This window comes from Methanolapillus millepedarum (assembly GCF_032594115.1).
Lineage (GTDB): Archaea > Halobacteriota > Methanosarcinia > Methanosarcinales > Methanosarcinaceae > Methanolapillus > Methanolapillus millepedarum.
Genome location: NZ_CP131060.1, coordinates 987704 through 1008161, shown reverse-complemented (window position 1 = coordinate 1008161; position 20458 = coordinate 987704). Strand labels below are relative to the sequence as shown.

Sequence of the window (20458 nt, the reverse complement as noted above, 5' to 3'; positions counted from 1 at the left end):
GACATTTATGAATTTACGACATTTATGAATTTACCACATTTTTTATAATTTTATACTTTAAAATATTATTTCAATATTTTTATCATGTGATATTAATATCTTATTGAAACTTACTTCTAATAATATGATTTCTTTCATATTTTGTTTTTTAAAAATTTAATGTAAAATCATGTCTTTATTATCTGTTTTTTAAAAAATAAAAATTATTTATTAATTTATATAATTATTATTTTATTCATATTTGATTCTTTATTCTCTCTTTCTTCCGCATAATTTATATTTTTAATACCATGTTAATGGTTAGCATGTACCATGTCACGGCATGCGTAAATTCTCATCAGAAACTATATATGCTAGATTTGTCATTTAATTATTATGAATGATATAGATCTGTCCCGACTTCAAAACTCTGTCATTCATTATATGATTCATAAGGGTTCGTTAGACCGCATTGACGATGCTGACGCCCTTACAATCTGTATGATGAAGGACATGTCCAGAAGTTATGCGGCATAAGTTTAGAGTCTTTCAATAACCCCCGGCTTGCCCGAAGCCGAAAAGTTTCAACTTTTTCGGCTTGTATAGTGTTTTTTGTTTATTTTTCCAAAGAGTTTTCGGGCTTTTTGAAAAACATTTCTTAAAACATTTTGCGGCTTTTGCTTTTATTTCTCTATTATTCTGTTATCATTTGTTATTACCCTGTCAAAAACTCGACGGGATTTTATTTTTATTTGGGTTGGTTTAACCTTTTTTGCTCATTCTTATTTTGAACCCATTTTGATTTTTGCCGTTGTTCTTGCATTATATTTATATAAAATAAAATATATTATTTGAACAGATGTAATAAAACGCTGTGGGGTGTAAGCATAAGTCCGGTTCTTTCCGACCTTCATAACCAAGTCATTTCCTTCTTATCTCAAAAACACCGTCAAAATCCGGATTTTTGGCATAAAACCATCAGCTTTGCCGCCGAATCATTCTTTTATTTTCTTGTGATTCCTTTTATTCTTCTGTTTGTCGGAAGCCGTATTTTTACGGAGCCGGTTTTTGTCCTTTCAACAAACCAATTCCGATTTATGATGATTTTTTCTGTTTTGGCTGTGTTTTACGGTTTGTTTTTGGTGGCTTTTGCTGTCCGTGAACTTTGGATCTACGGTTACGGGTCGCCGGCTGTGCACGCTCCGCCGCAAAAATTGGTCACAACCGGACCTTATGCTTTGTTCAGAAATCCTTTGGTTATCGGCAATTTAATTTACTACGCCGGAATTATTTTTTTGGTTTCCGGCTCTCTTGAAATTTGCCTGTTGTCATTTGTTGCCACGGCTATTCCGGCTTACTTTTACCACAAATATATTGAAGAACCGGAGCTTGAGAAGACGTTTGGGGATGAGTATGCCGATTACAAAAGGGACGTTCCCGGCTTGATTCCGTTTGTTGAAAGAAAGCCGATTCAAAACTTAAAGCAGTATTTTTTCCGAAAATAAGTCTGATCCGGCTTTTCGAAAAAAGTAATTCTGTCAAGAAAAATTCCTGTTTTTTTCAGACCTGAAAAGGTTATATAAGATGAATACCTTGGGTTTCGAGCATTTATTGAAGCCTTTTATTTTTTAACGGGCTGCTCAACCTGTTTGTCGTTATTTGCAGGGTTGGGCTACAAGATGCGTTTTTCCATGGAGGAAAACATATGGCTAAGAAAGCAGAAGATCCTAATAAGATTCAAGATAAGAATCTTGATAAAAAGAATAACCGTCCTCCGGTTGAAGAAGAAAAATCGGAAGAAGACGAGATCAGGCATCTTGTTCGTGTGATGAATACTGACTTGAAAGGCACGCAACAAGTTCAATACGCGTTAACCGGTATTGACGGCATCGGCCTTCGAATCTCCAAAATTATCGCCAAAGATGCGGGAATTGAACCCACCGCGGTTATCGGCTACCTTTCCGAAGAGGAAGTTGCTAAAATCGATGCGGCCATCCAAGGCGTTGAAAAATCCGCTCCCACCTGGATGTTAAACCGCCAAAAGGATTTGACAACCGGCGAAAACAAACACCTTCTCGGCATTGATATCGATTTGACCTTTAAGGAAGATATCAACACACTTAAAAAAGTGCGCGCTTACAGAGGTCTCCGACACGAAAGAGGACTCAAAGTCAGAGGACAGAGAACAAAATCCACAGGCAGACGCGGTTCGACTGTTGGTGTCAGAAAGAAGAAGTGAGCGTGAGTTAAATGGTATATCCGGGTAAGAAACACAAGACTTATGATACTCCGAACCACCCCTGGCAGGAAGCCAGAATGGCCGGAGAAGTTGAATTGATTAAAGCATACGGCCTCCGTAACAAAAGAGAAGTTTGGAAGGCAGAAAGTCTGCTCAGAAAATACAGATCCGACGCCATGGGCCTCTTGGCTTTGCTTGCGGCCTCTGAAGGCGAATTTAAAGGTCCGGCCAAAACCGAAGCCGACCAAATCCTCGGAAGACTCATCCGGTACGGGATCTTAAAACCCGACTCCGAAATCGATGATATCTTGGGCTTAAAGGCGGAAAACATTCTTGAACGCCGGCTCCAAACCCAAGTTTTAAGACTCGGTCTCGCCAGAACCGTTCTTCAGTCCCGCCAGTTTATCACACACGGGCACATTGCCATCAACGGCAGAAGAGCAACCGTTCCGAGCATGCTGATTTCCAAAGAAGATGAAATGAATATCACTTACTATGGCGAATCCCCGCTCACGGCGGAATCCCACCCCGAAAGACCGGTTCAGATTGCCTCCTCCATCGCAGACGGCGTGACCCTCAGAACGGCTGCCGAAAACAACCGGAAAGCCCGGACACAGGGCGACGGAAAGAAAGGTGGCGACCGGAGAAGAGGCGGTCCGGGCGGACGGCCTCCCCGCGGTAACGCTCCGGGCGGTGCCCCGCGCGGCAATGCTCCGGGCGGAGCCGGTGCGGGTAGTGCCCCGCGCGGTCCGGCAAAGGGCGGCGCTCCTAAAAGCGGTTCAAGCGGCAACAGGAGGAACTAATTATGTCTGAAATTAAATGGGCAGTGGCTCACATTAAATCCTCGTTTAACAACACCATCATCACCATCACCGATTTGACCGGTGCCGAAACCATCGCGAAATCCTCCGGTGGTATGGTTGTCAAGGCCGCCAGAGACGAAAGTTCTCCGTACACAGCCATGCAGATGGCAAACCAATTGGCTGAACAATTGAAAGACAAAGGAATCACCGGCATTCACATCAAAGTGAGAGCGCCGGGCGGAAACAAACAAAGAAACCCGGGACCGGGCGCTCAAGCCACCATTCGTGCATTCGCGCGGGCGGGCATCCGTATCGGAAGAATTGAAGACGTAACGCCGATTCCCCACGACGGTACCCGGCCAAAAGGCGGCAAACACCGCATTTAACGACGGGCCGGTTTAAATCTGAAACAAAAAATTCGATATGAAAAGTTCAATGATTCAAATTTCAATGGCTGAGTTCAATAGCTCGGTCATTGATCACGAATTCATTGAAATTTTAACATTTTCGAATATTCTTTTTCATTTTTTATTGATCATCCGGTATTGAAAATCCAAATCCGAAATCGTCTTTTTTCATTCATTAATAAACCAAGGTGAGTTAGATGGACATTGATATTCTTGAGTTGTCTAAAGATTCCGCCAAATTTATCCTGTCGGGAACCAACGCAGCTTTTGCGAACGGTATCCGGCGCGCGATGATTGCGGACGTCCCGACGCTTGCAATCGAACATTTGATTTTAAACGACAACACTTCCGTCCTTTACGATGAGCAGCTCGGCCTTCGCTTGGCGCTTGTGCCGCTTTCGACCGATTCCGGATATGTCCCGCAGTCAGAGTGTACATGCGGCGGCACAGGCTGTCCGGCTTGCGAAGTCACCCTCCGTCTTGACGTCGAAGGTCCGAAAATGGTTTACTCCGGCGATTTCATCTCGGCCGACCCTAAGGTTCGCCCGGCTGATGAAAAAATCCAAATCGTCGATTTAAAAGAAGGACAAAGAATTATGCTTGAAGCCGTTGCGCATGTCGGCTACGGACGCGACCATGTCCGCTGGCAGGCGGGAATTGCTTGCGGTTACAAAAATATTCCGATTTTAACGGTCGAGGCTTGTGAAGCATGCGGCAACCAGATCTACGAAGTTCCGGACGGGATTGTTTATTTGGTGGACGGCGAAGCGCGCGTTTCCGATGAAGACCTTTTAACCTGCAAAGAGTGCGGTTTTCAAAAACGCGTCGGTGATTTAAACGACCCGTCTTCCCTGAAAATTACGTTTGATGAAACATCGTTTATTTTCACCATGGAGTCCGATGGTTCTTATTCGGCGTCCGAGCTCATTCTCAAATCAGCCGACGTCATCAGAGGACGCGCTCAGGAGTTTTTGGATATCTTGCAAGATTTGTAATTTGCTCATATGAAATAATGAAATCCAATAATCTCAAATTGATTGAATTTGTTGATTTCATATTTCATTTTTATTCAATATTCTTCAAAAAAAGATACAAAATCCGCTTTAAACAACATCTTTATATACGATAAATCGTATTCTCAAAGACTGTACCGGCGTTGAAATACGCGGTCAAGTAAATTTTTCATCGTATGCGGGGGTTGCCCAGCTGGTCAAAGGCGCTAGGTTGAGGGCCTAGTCTCGTAGGAGTTCGTGGGTTCGAATCCCATCCCCCGCACCTTATTTTAAGTTTTATATTTTCCTTTTTGTTCTTCTTTTCGTCCTTCCTTCTAATTTGTTTCTTCATTTTTCTTTTTGGAAAAATATTTATCTATTCCCTATCTTCTTTGTTCCATGGAACCGGATTTGGACGATGTTTGTTTTGTGTTAGGCCGTCTCTCGATTAAAAATTTGAAGTTCTTTTTAGAATCTTTGGACTCTTATTGTGACGAACATAATTTGACGATTCAAGGATTTGACGAGAGAAAAATTGCAGACATGGATCATTTGCTTTTTGCGATTCATCGGGCCAAGGAATCCTTTTCAAACAACACAAACGTTGCAAAAAATCCCGGGCTTGAAATTTTACGTTTTGCATCGGGACAACGGCAAATCGATAAGGCTTTTTCGATCGGGCTTTCAGCGGGCGACAACAAGTGTATTTTTGCCATTTTCGGCGATTTGAGAAACCCCGAACCGGTTAAATCTATGTTTATTGAGGAATTCCAACTTCGAAAGACAACGCCAACACCCTTGGAGGAAAAAAAGCCGTATCTGATGTCTCAGTTTGGCATCACCAAAGAAGAATTGGCAGCTGTTGGCGATGATAAATTAAAAGATTTGGTCATGGAGCGCATCGCGTTGGTTGATGGGACTCGGTGAATTTTTTTCAATCGGCGATTGAAAACTATAATAACGAAGAGCCTGTTTTAAAGTTCAAGTTTAGTTCAATTCTTATTTTTTTGTTTATTTTCGTACTCAAAGTGATTTATCATGCCTCATCCCAAAACCGTCGAACAAATGATGAACTCGGCCGGGCCGATTGAAAGAAACGTCTTGTTTTCTCTTCTTCAAATTACGGAAGCGGCAGCCGTCGCATCGGCCTATCAAATCGGACGCGGCGACCGCAAATACGCGGACCACGTCGCCGTCGAAGCTATGCGGCGCATGCTGAACAAAATCGATATTCAAGGAACCATTAAAATCGGTGAAGGTGAACGCGACGAAGCCCCGATGCTTTTTATCGGCGAGTCGGTCGGGACCGGAAAGGGTCCGGTTGTGGAAATCGCCGTTGATCCACTTGAAGGCACCAATTTGGCGGCGGACGACGTGAACGGGTCCATCGCTGTTATGTCCATGGCTGAAAAAGGCGGTATTTTCCATGGTCCGGACATTTATTTCGATAAAATCGTCGTCGGTCCGAAAGTGGCGGCGTATGAAAAAAAATCCGGACAAAAAATCAATATTGACGCGCCGGTGACGCAAACTCTTGAATTGGTCTCAAAAGCACTTGATAAGCCTGTTTCTGACCTCACCGTTGTTATTTTAGACCGCGAACGCCACAAAAAACGCATTTCCGAAATTCGAGCCGCCGGTGCTCGCGTTCGTTTGATTCCGGATGGAGACTTGATGCCGGGCGTTATGACGTGCTTTGCGGACTCAGGCGTTGATCTTGTGATGGGCGCCGGCGGTTCCGGAGAAGCGGTTTTGACAGCGAGCGCCTTGAAATGTTTGGGCGGAAAAATCACGGGACGGTTGGTTCTTCCAAGCGCCGCCAACGGAAAATCAAATGCCGACATTGAAAAGGAACTTCTGGAAAAACTGCCGCGGCTTGAAAAAATGGGCATTTTGAAAGCTGATATCGGAAAAATCCGGGAAACAAACGATTTGGTTCCGGGAAAAGATGTTATTTTTTCGGCAACAGCCGTTACCGATGGTCCTTTTATGAAAGGAACTCATTTGTTAAAAGACGGAGACGCTTGCATGACCAGCATTTGTATCGGAAGTTCCGGCGTCGTCCGAATTGTCGAGAGCATTTATGTGAAAGACAAAGAGGGTAAACTGCTTTATGTTTAATTCTATGCCGGCCGATTCGTTTCGATGGGTTTTGATTCGTCTCGGTAACATTTGATTTTTTAAAATATGGTTTTTAAAATTTGGTTTTAAAATTTGGTTTTTAAAATTTGGTTTTAAAATTTGGTTTTTAAAATGATCCATTCTGATTTCGTTTATCTATTCCGGTTTTCAAATTTCAAATTCAAAAACGATTGCTATGAAGATTTATTTTGAGACATTCGGCTGCTCCGCCAATCAAGCGTCGGCGGAAACCATGCTGGGCATTATCCGGTCCATGGGGTTTGAGATTTCAACGGAAGCGGACGCTCAAGTTTATGTTTGTAATACTTGCACGGTCAAATACACGACCGAGCAGAAAATTCTTCACAAAATCCGCAGCTTTGGCGATTCCGGGCGGTATGTTGTTGTTTCCGGCTGCATGCCGGAAGTTCAGCTGGACTTGATTTTAAACGCCAATCCGGAAGCTTATGTTTTGGGAATCAATTCCGTTGCCGACCTCAAAAACGTGTTGCTGAGAATTCATGCCGACCTGCTTTTCCGCAACGGTTCCAATTATAGTTCGGTTTCCGATTCCGGATTTGTTTCCGGTTTTGTTTCCCGTTCCGTTTCTGATTCCGCTCTCGAATCTTTTTCTTCTCCGATTCGTATTTTTTCCAAGTCGCCGGATGGGTTTTTGAATTTGCCGAAAGTGCGTTACAATTCAAACATACATATTTGCCAGATTTCCACCGGCTGCAATTTCGGCTGCTCTTACTGTATTGTCAAGTTGGCGCGCGGAAATTTAATTTCGTTTCCGCCGGAAGAAATCGTTTCCGACATTTCCGCGGCGGTTGCGGAAGGCTGTTCCGAAATTTGGCTGACCTCTCAGGACGACAGTCAATACGGAATGGATTTTAAATCGGATTCGCCGTCTTTCGGAATCCGTCTTCCCGAGCTTCTTTCCATGATCGTTCAAATTCCCGGAAACTTTAAAATCCGCGTCGGGATGATGAATCCATTTTCGGTTTTGCCGATTTTGCCGCGTCTGGTTGATGCGTTTTCGGACCCGAAAATTTTTAAATTTTTGCATTTGCCGATTCAATCCGCTTCGGAAAATGTTTTAAAAACAATGAACCGCCGACACAAAATGGTGGACGTCGATTTCATCATTCAAACGTTTCAAGAACGATTTCCGGATTTGACGCTTTTTACAGACGTTATTGTCGGCTTTTGCGGGGAGTCCGACGACGATTTCCAAAAGACGGTCGATTGGGTGAAAAAATACCGACCGGCGAAAGTGAATATTTCCAAATATTCGCCGCGCCCGGGAACAAAAGCGTTTGGTCTTCGAAATTTGGATTCAAGAATCCTGACGCAGAGGTCTAAACTCTTGTCCGAAATCACCGACCAGATCAAACTCGAAGACAAAAACAAACGCATCGGGAAAATCGAAAACGTTTTTGTTTCAAAATACGGAAAAGAAAGCGGTGTGATGGCGCGAACGGACGATTACAAACCGGTCGTTATCAATCAGACGGATTTAAAGCCGGGAGATATGGCAACGGTTCGGATTGTTGACGCGACGCCCGGATATTTTATCGGAGAACTTGTTCGGTCAAAATAATTTCCTGATTGGACGGTCATTTTTATTTTGAGTTGCATCTGATATTCCCGGTTTTCAGTTTCGGTTTGCACCTGCTGTTTCTATTTTCCGTTTCCGTTTGCATCTGCTGTTTCTATTTTCCGTTTCCGTTTGCATCTACTGTTTCTATTTTCCGTTTCCGTTTGCATCTGCTGTTTCTATTCTCCGTTTCTGTTTGCATCTGCTGTTTCTATTTTCCGTTTGCACCTGCTGCTATTAATTCCCATTTTCATCGGAATCCGAGAAAATCAAACGCAGAGCGTTTGATTTTTCGGAATGATTTTAACGAATTTTAAAAAAGAGGCATGATTTTAACGAACTTTAAAAAAAGAGGCATGGACTTCATGAATTGAATAAAATGAACTTATTTTTTTCATTTCATCTCAAAAAAACGTGTCGCTGTAACGCGCGCGCCGCCGCCTGCCAAATCCGAGACAGAAATATCGTTATTCCAAAATCGTCACATTTCGCCCGTTTATCCGGAGTTTGTTTTCCACAAACAACTTCACCGCTTCCGGATACGCTTTATTTTCCTCAATCAAAATACGCGCAGCCAGCGTTTCTTCCGTGTCGCCGGGAAGGACCGGAACTGTTTTTTGAAGAATCACGGGACCGCCGTCAAGTGCCGGTTCCACGAGATGAACAGTGCAACCGGACACTTTGACGCCGTATTCTAAAGCCTGCTTTTGAGCGTGAAGGCCGGGAAAAGCGGGGAGAAGAGACGGATGAATATTGATCATCTTATTTTCGTACGCCAAAGTCAACCGGCCGGTGATGATTCGAAGATAGCCGGCCAAAAGAACAAGATCGGTTTTGTTTTCCTTCAATATGTCAAGCAAACAGTCGTCGTAAGCCTCGCGGGAAGAAAACGATTTCGGGTCTGCAAATATTCCGGGAATATTGTGATTTTTGGCACGGGTTAACGCGTACGCTTCCTTTTTGTCGCTGATGACGGCAACGATTTTCGCGCCGGAAATATCGCCGTTTTCAATCGCGTCGATGACCGACTGCAAATTCGTACCGCGTCCGGAAACCAAAACCGAAATATTCGTCATGATTCTGTCCATTACTCCCGATTCCTATATATGTTTTTGTTTTTTGGTTTATCTTTTTTTGTTTTTTTGTTTTTTTGTTTTTTGTTTTAATAAAAAGAAATAAAATGAAAGAACACCTTTTTCATTTTTGGTGGAATTTATGGCAAATCAAATCGGCCCGTTCAATCCGGAAAGTATGTCCGCTCCGCACGGAGAAAATAAAACCAATATCAAACGCGTTAATAAAATTTATTATTTTTCCGGCACAGGAAATTCACTTCTCGTCGCCCGAAAATTGGCGGCCCGCCTGTCCAAACCGTGGGCGGAAAAAGATCCGAAATCAAACGCCGATTTGTCTGTTCTTGAAACAGAACTGATTCCAATCGCATCTGCCGATTCCGCCAAAGTGTCCGCCGATGAAAAGATCAATTGTCTCGGTCTCGTTTTTCCGGTTTACATGTCCAATCCGCCGCATATCGTTTTGGATTTCATTGCCAAAATGCCGAAAGCCGATTATGTTTTTGTTGTTCTGACGTGCGGCATGATGGTCGGCGACGCGCTTTACAAAGTTCAATCCGCGATTGACAAAACCAAAAACCGGATGAATGCCGGTTACGTGATTCCGCTGATTTCCAATTTCATCGTGCTTCCGAAAACCAAATCTGACAAAAAAGTCGATCAATCGTTTTCAAAAATCGACGACAAAGTGACTTTCATTTGTAAGAACGTTGAAACCGGTTTTTTTCATATGGACAAACAGACGTCGCCGGTTTTAGTTAAACCAATAAATTGGGTTGCCTTTGACATGATGTATGAAAAAATCCCGGAACTCGACAAAAAGTTCACGGTCAACGACAATTGTACAGCTTGCGGCACCTGCGTGCGGGTCTGCCCGGTGGATAACATTGATTTGAAAGACAAAAAACCGGAATGGAACCACCGCTGTGAAATGTGTTTTGCGTGCATCAACTGGTGTCCCGAATCCGCTATCAATTGGACGAAAATCACCAAAAATAAGAACCGGTATCAATGCCGGGGAATGGCGGCCGACGACTTGATATTAAGATAAAAATGAAAAATTCATACTTTTCTTATTTCTTTTTTATTTTCCTCTAATTCAGCTCCGAAAAAATTTGTCCGGCGTAAGAACTCGCTTCTTTCGCTTTTTCTTCAATCGGCGATTCAAAATACGCTTCAACCTCGTAATCACTTAAAATTCCATTGTCATTTCTCCATCAGTAATCTTCATAGCGGGTTATCAAAAACAAATTATCGGCGACCGACCCGTAGATATTTCGAGCCTCTTCGCAAAGTCCGAAAAACTCACGATGCAATGGAATATCGCTGCCGGTAATCGGAATTTGAATCTCCAGAAAATGCCAATCGCACTCCACTTCAATTTTCATTTTCCGAAGTAAGCGAGACCCATACTTTTCTTTTAAAGCTTGTGTGACATACCATAAAATTTCCGGAAAATTCGGCTGGCGGGCATAATATTTTTTAATTTCATTCGGGTTTTTGACGAAAAACATGTCATCCTGTTCAAGTTTTTTTAATACGGCATTCATTTTTAAATGTCCGGGAAGTTCGCTCAATTCAAGTTCCGCTGCCACTTTGTTTCACCCTTTCGCTCTCATTTAATGTTTCAGGTTGATTAAACATAATTTTGAATATTTGCCGGGGATAAATATACTTGCCGATTTTTTTGCCGATGATGTTTAAGGCGTTGCATTTTTAATATTTTGATTATGGATAGAATTCATTATTATAAATTTATCACAAATTCAATATTTGGTACGTACTTTCTACAATCTGTTTTTCACATATTATTTCTCATTTCATCCGCATGCTTAAATATCAAAAACGCGTCAGGAAAAACAATTATGAATTCAAATTCGAAACTGACTTTTTCAAATCCCGCTTTTCGCGTTCTTAAAAAAGACGGCGAGCCTTGCCGCCGCTTGCTTGATGAGTTGTTTTTGTTGAATTATTCTGCCCGCCCGTTCGCTGATGACGTTTATTTGTATCTTCCTCTCACGAGGCGTCCAAACGGCGATGAGCTTTCCACTCTTTTTTCCCGCTTATCTCATTTGGAAAGTTTTGCGCTCGTTTCATCTTTTTCTCAAGAGGGAAACGAATCCGGATTCGAAAACATTTTGCTTGAAAAATTCGTCGTCGACGCGGCTTTTTCGGCTCAGGAAAAACAGCCGACCGTTTTTGATATCCTGGGATATGCGGTTGCTTATGAAATGGTCGGCGATATTGCGGTCATCGACGACAAAAGCGTTTCCGAAAAAGCATCGGAAACCGTTTCAGAAATTGCCGCCGCTATTTTGGCGGCGCATTCCGGCATTCGGACCGTTTTACTGTCACGAGGGCCTGTGTCGGGGGAATTCCGCATCCGTGACTTGGAATTTATTGCCGGCGCCGACAAAACCGCCACCGTTCACAAAGAATACGGTTGCATCTACAACATTGATTTGGCACGTGCGTATTTTACACCCCGCCTGTCCACCGAGCGGTCCCGGATTTTGTCTCAAATTCATGCAGATGATTTTGTGATCGATATGTTTGCCGGCGTTGGTCCGTACAGCGTTCTGATTGCCAAAAACGCTCAGCCGAAAACCGTCATTGCCAATGATAAAAATGAAGCGGCCGTGTCTTTACTGGTTGAAAACATCGCGCAGAATAAAGTCAAAAATGTTGTTCCGCTCAATTTAGACGCGGTTGATTTGGCGAAAGAATATGCCGGAACGGGAGATCACGTGATCATGAATTTGCCGCACAACGCTTGTGATTTTCTGGACACGGCCGTGAAACTGACCAAAGCCGGCGGCATCATTCATTATTATGCGATGACAAGCGACGACGATCTTTTTGACGGCGAAATCGAAAAAATTCGGGCGACCGCCGAAAAACAAAGGCGGTCCATTGAAGTTATTGAAAAAAGAACTGTGCGTTCGTATGCGCCGCACCAATACAATATCTGTTTAGATGTTCGGATTTGCTGATTTTTTGATTCCGCCAATTATTTTATAATTTTTTCAGAATTTAAAAAAGTATTTATTCTGTTATTCCGATGTTTATTCAAATTTATTTTTAATTGAGTTTATTTTTTATTCATTCGATTTTGGAGAGATTCATTATGGAAGAAGTGTCCCCTGCGAATTATAAAGCCGGAAAATATATTCTTCAGATTGTTGTTTTAGGAATGTGCGTTCTTTTTCTTCCGTTTTATGTTTCTCTTTTGGTAAAAAGGGATCCTCAAGATGCTTTTCGAATTGTTCCGTTTCGTCTCGTTTCGTCTGTATTTCTATTGATAACTGTTTTTACTTTGATGTATTACCGTCTTTTTCCGGTTCAAAATGTTTCTCTCAAAAGAATTCGTTCGATTCTATTGTCTGTATTGTTTCTGATTTATTTCGCTTTCATGGCATTTGAAAACTACATTTTATCGGCAAACAATGATGCCATCACGAATTTGTTTTTTATTGCTTTGGCGGCGGTAATCGGCATTGTTTTTATTTTGGCAGCCTGGTTCGGAAACAGAAAACTCAATGAGAGGGGCAATATCGAATCTGGTGAAGAGAAAGCAGCGGATGAGAAAAAATCAGTTCGCATAATGAAAAGTTTCTTTGCTCTGATGTCTTTGATTTTTATCGGCGTTATGACGTACGCGGCTTTCCATACGCCTTATAATGATTTAAATGAGGAAATTCTTGAATTCGGGGTCACCTGTTCATTTATCGCCGGTTTTTCTTTTGTGAATTTCTTTTTGTCTTACAAGCCGCCGGGCGAATCGAATAAAAAAGGTATTTTTATTCTTTTCATCGTTGTCATGATGATTCCGCTGGTGTATTTCTTTTTCAAAATTTCAAATTATTTCACGGATCAGTTCGGGTATCCGTTAACTCCGATGGCGGCTTACATGAAGTTTTGGGCGTTGCTCTTATACAGTGTTGTTTTCAGCATCGTTGTTATCGGTTTCAAAAACCTGTTGGATAAAGTCAATTTCGACAGTAAAAAAGGAAAAATTTGGGATTGGATTCGGGGATAATGGAATGAAAAATTATTCTCAAATACCGTTATTAGTAAAAAGAGTGGATTTTAAAAATAAATTCATGAAATATTTTCATAAGTCTTTTATAATCTTTGTTTTTCTGAAATATCTATGTCTCCATTTTCTTTTTCGTACTCTTCCATTTTTAAACTCAGTTCCGTCAATAATATTTTCGCAGCTTGTGGCGTGAGTATGGCTAATCCGTCGCTGTGATAAATCCATTCATCTCCTGCCTGATACTTTTCATTAAATAATTCTATTCTGAAATCCAAATCGGTCCGAATAACGGAAACATTTGTTGCATAAGTTTTTGTAAATAATGGCGTTCGAATGATGGAAATTTTCTCTTTTTGGTCAATCGGATTGCGTTTTCTGTCCGTTTCATTTTTGTTTTTGGGGGTGGAAATTATTTTTTTTGTCATGGGATCACTTATGCCGAAATGGACTGAATTGAAATTATATTTTTACCTTCAGTTGATGCATATTTTGGAATTTTGTTTGTATTTTTCTGTTCATCAATGAAACATTCGCATTCTTCCAAATTGTTACTTTCTCCGATATCCGCTTTTATTTTTTGGATCTCCTGAACGTCATTTTCATATCTTGCTGTCCACGAACTATTCTCCATAATACTCCCGACCAATTTCCGGTTAATTTCGTTATTTGAAAGCTGGTAATAATTTGAATTTCCTCTCCTTTCCTTTATTTCTACGATTCCGTTAAAGATCAGTTCCGGTAATTTTTGGTTGACGCTGGTCCTTGAAATATTCAAACATTTGCTGATTTCGGTTTGGTTGTAATCAAATATGGAATTTTGGGCTAAAAAATCAATGATTTTGATTTCAATTGTATTTCCCAGAAAGTCTTGTAATGCCATTTAAATCTCCTTTCTTTTTAATAAGCTGTTCAATTAATTTTTATTATTTTTTATTTGTATTTATATTTTTTGAAAATACTGTTCAGTTTATTAAACAAAAAGAACATTTTTATACTATAAAAAATTATGGTATGTTTATGGAAATCGATTGGGGTCTTGAGTTTACAAAATATGAGTTGCATATCATTTACCGGATCTATCAAAGCAAAAGAATTTGCAATCGGCATATTCAGGAACAAAGTCTTTGCAGTGGAGTTAAAAGCAACGAACTCGGATCTGTAAAAAAGGCACTTAAAGATTTAGTCCGGTGAAATATTCTTAAAAAATATAAGACCCAAGACCGGTATGATTATTGTATTCCTCTCGAAAATTTCATTTTCGCAGAAAACGTATTGATTACGTATTCTCAAAAATATCAATGGATTCGAATGTAAAAGATGATCATTTAATCGTTTTTGTTCTCAAAACCATCCTCTTTTTCTGAAATACGCAATCATCATCACAAAAATCAAAAGCATCAGTCCCAGGCACACATAATACCCGTACCGCCAGTCCAATTCCGGCATGTATTCAAAATTCATGCCGTAGACGCCGACGATGAATGTCAGCGGGATGAAAATGGTGGAAATGACGGTAAGCACTTTCATGGTTTCGTTAAGACGTTTGGAAATGCCGGAATTGTAAATGTCAAAAATGCCGGTGACGATTTCCCGGCCGGTTTCGACGGATTCGACAACGCGGGTAATATGGTCCTCAACATCCCGGAAATAAACGCGGGTCGACTTTTTGATCAGTTTGGATTCGGATTTTTCCAAGCTGTCGGTGACGTTAATCAGGGGCCAGACGGCTTTGTTAAACAAAAACAATTCCGTCCGCATTCGGTTAATTTCACCGGCCGATTCTTTTTCGGGGTGGTTGACCATTCGTTTTTCAACTTCGTCAAACCATTCTTCAAATCCTTCCACCACCAGGAAATAATTGTCAACGATGACGTCAATCAAGGCATAAGTGAGATGATCGGTTCCGTATTTTCGAATCCGTCCGTCTTTTTTGATGCGTTTGATGACCGGGTCGAAAATGTTACAAGGTTTTTCGGCGAAGGTGATGACGGTTTTTTCCATGGTGATCATGCTGATTTGATTATTTTCGATTTCTTTTTCAGCGTCATCAAAAGTGATGTTTTTCAAAATCGTGTAAATGTAATTTTCAAAAGCTTCCGTTTTAGGCCGCTGTCCCATGCTGAGAATATCCTCAAGGGTCAACGCGTCAATGCCGTATTTTTCGCCCAGCACGCGAACGATTTCGGTATCCCAAAGCCCGGTGACGTGAATCCATGTGGTTGATGCCGGCACGCTCGAATCTTCCGGATTTAATTTTTTTAAATCGTCGGCCGATTCGATTTTCTTCTCCTCAAATCCGGATTCGTTGTAAGTGATCGCAAAAACCGTCACTGTTTTTTCGCTTTCCGGAATTTCCATGTCTTCGTCGGAGACGTAAATCAAAGAACCCGGCGGAAGACCTGCTTTTTTGGATTGTTTGGCGGCCATAAACATCATGGGATGTTATTTTTTCTTCTATTTATATTTTCATTTCGTTTTTATTTTCTTATATCTCATCTATTTATTCTCGGTATCGACTCGTCATTTTATGCAAGCATCAATATATTGGAAAATTTTATATAATGCATGTCATATATCTCAACGTAAGTGCATAATAAAATGTTGTGCATGGTTTGTTTGTTATTTTTGTATTTTTTGTAAAAAATAAAGAGGCTGTTATCATGGATGAACAACAAAAGAAATACTTAACCTACGGCGTCGTCGCGGTTGTCATTATCGCAATCATCGCGCTTGCCGCTTACTACTATTACTATATGTAACTGTAACGCGTTCTTTTGAAAAAGGCCGCTGCATCATTGAAAATTAAATTCAAAGCAAGATCCCGCAGGAACAAAATGCTCGATTCTTGTTTTGATTTCTTTTTTTGAATTCAAGCGCCGGTTTCCAATTATTGTAAACTTTCTCTATTTTATTGTTCACATAATCATTTTATACGATTTTTATTATTTTATACTCTAATAATTTCAACCGCCCATTTTTTTAAAAAATTATATATATTCTTAGTTTATACTATAAGTTCGGTGCATAATTTATTATGCATGATTTTTTCAGGTTTATAAACAGTGAGGTTTTGGTATGAACTCAAAATTAAAGCTTTCTTATTTGGCTTTGTTTGTTGTTTTGATTGTCTTAGCGGCCGGTTTCAGCGGCTGTATTGGCGGTTCGACAAACAACACAACCACCAATGTCACAAACACGACAAACAACACAACAAACAATACAACAAACACAACCACCGTCTCAAACACGAGCAACGGAACGGCAACGAATACGTCCAACACGACGAACACAACGAACACGTCCAATCTTTCGGTTATTAAAGCGAACCAAACAACCGGCGGCGGCAGCGCTCCGGCTTCAGCTGCTTCTATCGTCGGTTTCTGGGGCGTTAAAACTCTTGATGCCGAAATTACAGAAGGACCCACAATTGACGAAGGAGATATTGACTCATGGTCTCAAATCGCTGTTTACGGCGATGGAACATGTTATATGTATATCTTTACAGATATTGAAAATTTAGAGGCTGACGGTACTTGGGCTAAAAAAGCCGGCGTGGCCAACACATACACTTTTACTTTCGGTGAATCATCCTACGATGCGAAATTGGAAGGAACATTATTGAATTTTACCGGACTCAATTTCACATCCGGCAGCTATGATGTTGATGTCACGGCGCTTGTTTTAGAACCGGTTCTTATGAGTAGTTGGGTAGTTTATGATCTTTCAGCTACTGTAACACCACCAACACCACCGGAGGCCGATCCAATTACAGTTGATAAAATCGACCTGGTCCCCCCTTCCAATATGGGTGTCGTTGACGACAGTTTCGAAGTAAAACTTACAATGGATGATGGTCCGTCAACGTTAAAAATAAGAGGAACTTGGGCGTTTGATACGACAACAAGCGACACCGGAGATTTCATTTTCACAATTGATGGGATGCCTTACAAAGCAAAGTATAACAGCGACTGCAATTTAGAATTGAGCAATCCGGTTGTTTTTGATGTCAGCGACTATCATATTTCTATCGACACATTAATTTTTGAATATGAAATTCCTACTTAATTTTAAAAACCTTGAATTGGACTTCTTGTTCAATTCAATTTTTCCTTTTTAAATCTGAATCATTCGTTTTTTTCCCGAATTTTCTTCTATATATTATTACCGCTTTATTGTTCACTCATAATTAAAAGTGATGTTTACATATTTGGAAATTTCTTATTTTCTCTCTACTTTTGATCCTATATTCCGGTCAACCTCGCGGTTTTAAATAAGTTTATATCTTATTTTTACTTTTTATTATATTAGTGCATAAAATATCAATTATGCAGGGTTAATCATTAATTTTGTTTTGTTCACGTGAGTAAAATAAAATTAAAAGCGGGGTTAGACTTATGGATAAAAAGACGCAAAATTACATCATCATTGGAGTCATTGTTCTTCTGATTCTCATTGCCGCCCTTTTCTTATTCTATTATTCCGGCAAAGATAACACACCGGCGAACACAACGCCGTCAAATACAACGCCAAGCGCGCCGAGTACGTCCGGTGCCGGTCCGACTTCGACACCTTCTACAGGCGAAGGTTTGTCGGGCAATAATACGATTTACGCCAACCGGGAAATCGGGGGCGGAAGTTCGGCGCAAGCAACGAATATTCAGACCATAGAAGACTTGTATAACGTCCGCAACAACTTATCCGGAAATTACAAGTTGATGAATGATTTGGATTTCTACAATCCCGAATGTTACGATTTCAGCAATCAAGATGTTTGGGATCATGTAGCCTATGAATGGTTAATCTATCAGGAAATTATTGATTCAGGGGAGACAGGCTTTGAAGATTTGACTGAAGATGATTGGAATCAGGTTGATTGGATAGCCGTCAAAGGAACTGACGACGGTGGTTGGAACGGCCAATGGGAATACATGCGTTTTTTCAGTTCTAGCCATTGGACGCCGATCGGCTCTGTCAATCTTTCTTCCATATCTGACCCGTCCGATCCGGAAGCTGTTATAGACGCCGCTTTTAAAAACGCGTTTAACGGTTCTTTTAACGGAAACGGAAAAATCATTGAGTTTGGCGGCGGTTATAGTCCAGGAATTTTGCTTGAAGAAGTTTCTCTCTATCGCTCCCGCAGTTCCGGCGGTCTCTTTGCCATCATCGGGAAAACCGGTTCGGTTTCAAATGTCACTTTGATGAATTCCAATGTTTACGAAGGTTTCCTCGGAACCGGTAACATCGCGAACATCAATATGGGAACGGTTTCTTCCAGTTTTGTTTATTCTATGGGTGGTGGTCCCAAACTTGCCGCCGTTGAAGATACCCCTCTCATGAAAAAATCTCTCAGTTTCGGAAGCGGTGAACTTGTCGGCATCAACTCCGGAACCATACGGAACAGCGGTATTTACGGTGGCAGAACAGACTCAATGTACGGTTCAGGCGGCATTGCCGGTATGAATCTCAATTTGAATGAAAGCCGGTTTGAAGAGATGGAGTCAATCGCTGCCGAATCTGAGGGAAGTTCCGGATTGGCTTTCATGGTCTCTAAAGGATATTTAAGTGGACCGGCAACGATTCAAAATTGTTCCGTTTCTAATTCCCATATTAGTGGCACCTTTGGCGTTGGCGGTATTGCCGGTTTGAACGCGGGTGGAATTGTTAAGCAAAGTTCCGTTTCCGGCACTTACGTTAGCGGTTCTGATGCTGTCGGTGGTATCGTCGGTTATTCTTTCTATGGAAATATCACGGACTGCTACTATCAATTCCAAAACACCTATTATGATGGGTATTCCATTGACGGTTCAGCCCACGTTGGCGGCATTGCCGGTTCAATTTTCAACGCAAATGTTTCAAACTGTTACTTCACGGGAGAACTTTACGGAGATGAATCCAATGTCGGCGGTATCGTCGGCCGGGTTGAAGGCGCGGAAGCTTTTGTGAAAAACAACATGGTTGCCGATTCATATATTGAACTGGATAGCAGCTCTAATAATAATACCGGCCGGATTGTCGGATTCATTAAGGGCAACGACGCCAAAGACAATTACAAAGAAGAGCCGGAACAAAACTATGCCTATAAGGGCATTGAGGTTTACTGCCCATCAACCGCTTCCGGAAACTATGACGGTACGGACAAGAATTTAAGCGATTTGTATCAACAGGCCACTTACACGACAGCTGTTTCGGAACAATGGACTGCGTGGAACTTCAATTCTATTTGGAAGATGGACGAAGGACCGTACGGACTTCCGATTTTCAAATGGCAAGACTCTTCAATTTCCGAATATTGGACGGTTGATTCCGGAACTTTGACGGTCAATGGAGAAGGTGTGGAAATCACGGAAGCTGTCATTTATCTTTGGGCGGATGGATCGGCTGAGTTTTACGTCAACAGTTTCGATTTTGATGGCTTCTGGATGTACGATACAAACACTTCCCAACAAGATGATATCATTGTCTACTTTGAGGACTATGAAGACGGATTCAAAGCTCATTTGGATAACCAAGGCTATCTGATCTTTGACAATTTGAATTTCACGTACTCCGGCACTGTAATCAACGCGACCGGAATGAAATTAAGAGAAGTTCCGCCAAACGAAGATGTCTGGTGGTATTGGGAAGAAATGATCGCTCTGAACGCAACGGTCAGTGAAAGTCCGATATCAAAAGGTGATATCAGCTCTATCTCTCTTGATCTTAACGATGACAACACATATGGTTTCAGCATTACTGTTACAGATGTCGGATCATTTGAAACGAGTGGAGGTTGGTCAATCAATGAAACACGTTTGCTCGGAGACTATACCTTTGATTTCGAAGAGGGTCTCTACAATGCGAGAATAGTTCGTGGTCACGGTTGGAGCTATTATCTGATCATTGATACGGAAGAGTTCAGTTTCATTGTCGAAGACGAATACCCGGTTGCCCTTATTGAATCTGTCATTGGCGGAAATTGGGATTAAATAAAAACAACAGTTTGAATTGAACTTCCCGTTCAATTCAAATTTTTCTTTTTTAAATTTACTGATTTTTTAAATTTACTGATTTTTTATTTAGTGTCAATAATTTCTTTTTATTATAATTTTAAATCTATATATTATGAAAAATTTTAAATAATATCTTTTTCCAATACATTTTCGGAAGCTTCGGCTTCTCAATTTTTCTAAAAAACGGCTACCTTGAACATGTTTCAAGTGAGGTTC

General features: G+C 41.2%; 18 protein-coding genes, 1 tRNA gene and 1 pseudogene. 15 read left to right on the top strand and 5 right to left on the bottom strand.

Features of this window, described 5'->3' with window-relative positions; all coding sequences use genetic code 11:
* Window positions 1-1076: 1076 nt before the first annotated feature.
* From MsAc7_RS04775 to MsAc7_RS04735, 9 genes and pseudogenes are all read left to right on the top strand, one after another.
* Window positions 1077-1484 carry a methyltransferase family protein gene (locus MsAc7_RS04775; protein WP_338101791.1) on the top strand — a complete coding sequence of 136 codons (408 nt, stop codon included), beginning with the start codon at window positions 1077-1079 and terminating at the stop codon, window positions 1482-1484.
* A gap of 200 nt (window positions 1485-1684) precedes the next feature.
* Complete coding sequence (locus MsAc7_RS04770; protein ID WP_338101790.1) at window positions 1685-2218, top strand: 30S ribosomal protein S13; 534 nt, start codon at window positions 1685-1687, stop codon at window positions 2216-2218.
* A gap of 11 nt (window positions 2219-2229) precedes the next feature.
* Window positions 2230-2874: pseudogene (locus MsAc7_RS04765) on the top strand (30S ribosomal protein S4); the annotation flags it as partial.
* A gap of 149 nt (window positions 2875-3023) precedes the next feature.
* On the top strand, window positions 3024-3407 hold the full coding sequence (locus tag MsAc7_RS04760; RefSeq protein WP_338101789.1) for a 30S ribosomal protein S11: 384 nt from the start codon (window positions 3024-3026) through the stop codon (window positions 3405-3407).
* Window positions 3408-3625: 218 nt separating this feature from the next.
* Window positions 3626-4423, top strand: a complete 798-nt coding sequence (locus MsAc7_RS04755; protein WP_338101788.1) for a DNA-directed RNA polymerase subunit D — start codon at window positions 3626-3628, stop codon at window positions 4421-4423.
* Between the two features lie 196 nt (window positions 4424-4619).
* A tRNA-Leu gene (locus MsAc7_RS04750) sits at window positions 4620-4703 on the top strand.
* Window positions 4704-4780: 77 nt separating this feature from the next.
* Window positions 4781-5347, top strand: coding sequence for a KEOPS complex subunit Cgi121 (gene cgi121 / locus MsAc7_RS04745; RefSeq protein WP_338101787.1), 567 nt, complete (start codon window positions 4781-4783; stop codon window positions 5345-5347).
* A gap of 111 nt (window positions 5348-5458) precedes the next feature.
* Window positions 5459-6541: a class II fructose-bisphosphatase gene (gene glpX, locus MsAc7_RS04740; protein ID WP_338101786.1), complete on the top strand. Its 1083-nt coding sequence runs from the start codon at window positions 5459-5461 to the stop codon at window positions 6539-6541.
* A gap of 196 nt (window positions 6542-6737) precedes the next feature.
* Complete coding sequence (locus MsAc7_RS04735; protein ID WP_338101785.1) at window positions 6738-8144, top strand: tRNA (N(6)-L-threonylcarbamoyladenosine(37)-C(2))-methylthiotransferase; 1407 nt, start codon at window positions 6738-6740, stop codon at window positions 8142-8144.
* 464 nt (window positions 8145-8608) lie between these two features.
* Here MsAc7_RS04735 and purN read toward each other — a convergent pair whose 3' ends face one another.
* Complete coding sequence (purN, locus tag MsAc7_RS04730) at window positions 8609-9229, bottom strand: phosphoribosylglycinamide formyltransferase (protein WP_338101784.1); 621 nt, start codon at window positions 9227-9229, stop codon at window positions 8609-8611.
* A 127-nt stretch (window positions 9230-9356) separates the two neighbouring features.
* Between purN and MsAc7_RS04725 the strand changes: the two genes are divergently transcribed.
* A complete protein-coding gene (locus MsAc7_RS04725; protein WP_338101783.1) occupies window positions 9357-10265 on the top strand; it encodes an EFR1 family ferrodoxin in 909 nt (302 codons plus the stop codon).
* Window positions 10266-10431: 166 nt separating this feature from the next.
* Here MsAc7_RS04725 and MsAc7_RS04720 read toward each other — a convergent pair whose 3' ends face one another.
* Window positions 10432-10809, bottom strand: coding sequence for a hypothetical protein (locus tag MsAc7_RS04720; protein WP_338101782.1), 378 nt, complete (start codon window positions 10807-10809; stop codon window positions 10432-10434).
* A 270-nt stretch (window positions 10810-11079) separates the two neighbouring features.
* Between MsAc7_RS04720 and MsAc7_RS04715 the strand changes: the two genes are divergently transcribed.
* A complete protein-coding gene (locus MsAc7_RS04715; RefSeq protein ID WP_338101781.1) occupies window positions 11080-12207 on the top strand; it encodes a class I SAM-dependent methyltransferase in 1128 nt (375 codons plus the stop codon).
* Between the two features lie 134 nt (window positions 12208-12341).
* Window positions 12342-13253 carry a hypothetical protein gene (locus MsAc7_RS04710; RefSeq protein WP_338101780.1) on the top strand — a complete coding sequence of 304 codons (912 nt, stop codon included), beginning with the start codon at window positions 12342-12344 and terminating at the stop codon, window positions 13251-13253.
* A gap of 86 nt (window positions 13254-13339) precedes the next feature.
* Here the strand turns inward: MsAc7_RS04710 and MsAc7_RS04705 are convergent, their stop codons facing one another.
* Both MsAc7_RS04705 and MsAc7_RS04700 read right to left on the bottom strand, forming a co-directional pair.
* Window positions 13340-13678 carry a DUF3467 domain-containing protein gene (locus MsAc7_RS04705; RefSeq protein ID WP_338101779.1) on the bottom strand — a complete coding sequence of 113 codons (339 nt, stop codon included), beginning with the start codon at window positions 13676-13678 and terminating at the stop codon, window positions 13340-13342.
* 8 nt (window positions 13679-13686) lie between these two features.
* Window positions 13687-14133 (bottom strand): ArsR/SmtB family transcription factor, encoded by a 447-nt coding sequence (locus MsAc7_RS04700; RefSeq protein WP_338101778.1) that lies wholly within the window; start codon window positions 14131-14133, stop codon window positions 13687-13689.
* A gap of 137 nt (window positions 14134-14270) precedes the next feature.
* Between MsAc7_RS04700 and MsAc7_RS04695 the strand changes: the two genes are divergently transcribed.
* Window positions 14271-14444: a hypothetical protein gene (locus MsAc7_RS04695; RefSeq protein WP_338101777.1), complete on the top strand. Its 174-nt coding sequence runs from the start codon at window positions 14271-14273 to the stop codon at window positions 14442-14444.
* Between the two features lie 150 nt (window positions 14445-14594).
* Here the strand turns inward: MsAc7_RS04695 and corA are convergent, their stop codons facing one another.
* Window positions 14595-15680, bottom strand: coding sequence for a magnesium/cobalt transporter CorA (gene corA / locus MsAc7_RS04690; protein ID WP_338101776.1), 1086 nt, complete (start codon window positions 15678-15680; stop codon window positions 14595-14597).
* A gap of 648 nt (window positions 15681-16328) precedes the next feature.
* Between corA and MsAc7_RS04685 the strand changes: the two genes are divergently transcribed.
* Both MsAc7_RS04685 and MsAc7_RS04680 read left to right on the top strand, forming a co-directional pair.
* Window positions 16329-17318, top strand: a complete 990-nt coding sequence (locus MsAc7_RS04685; protein ID WP_338101775.1) for a hypothetical protein — start codon at window positions 16329-16331, stop codon at window positions 17316-17318.
* Between the two features lie 329 nt (window positions 17319-17647).
* The gene (locus tag MsAc7_RS04680; protein WP_338101774.1) at window positions 17648-20218 is read left to right on the top strand and encodes a GLUG motif-containing protein; all 2571 of its coding nucleotides are present in this window, start codon (window positions 17648-17650) and stop codon (window positions 20216-20218) included.
* The last annotated feature ends 240 nt before the right edge of the window (window positions 20219-20458 follow it).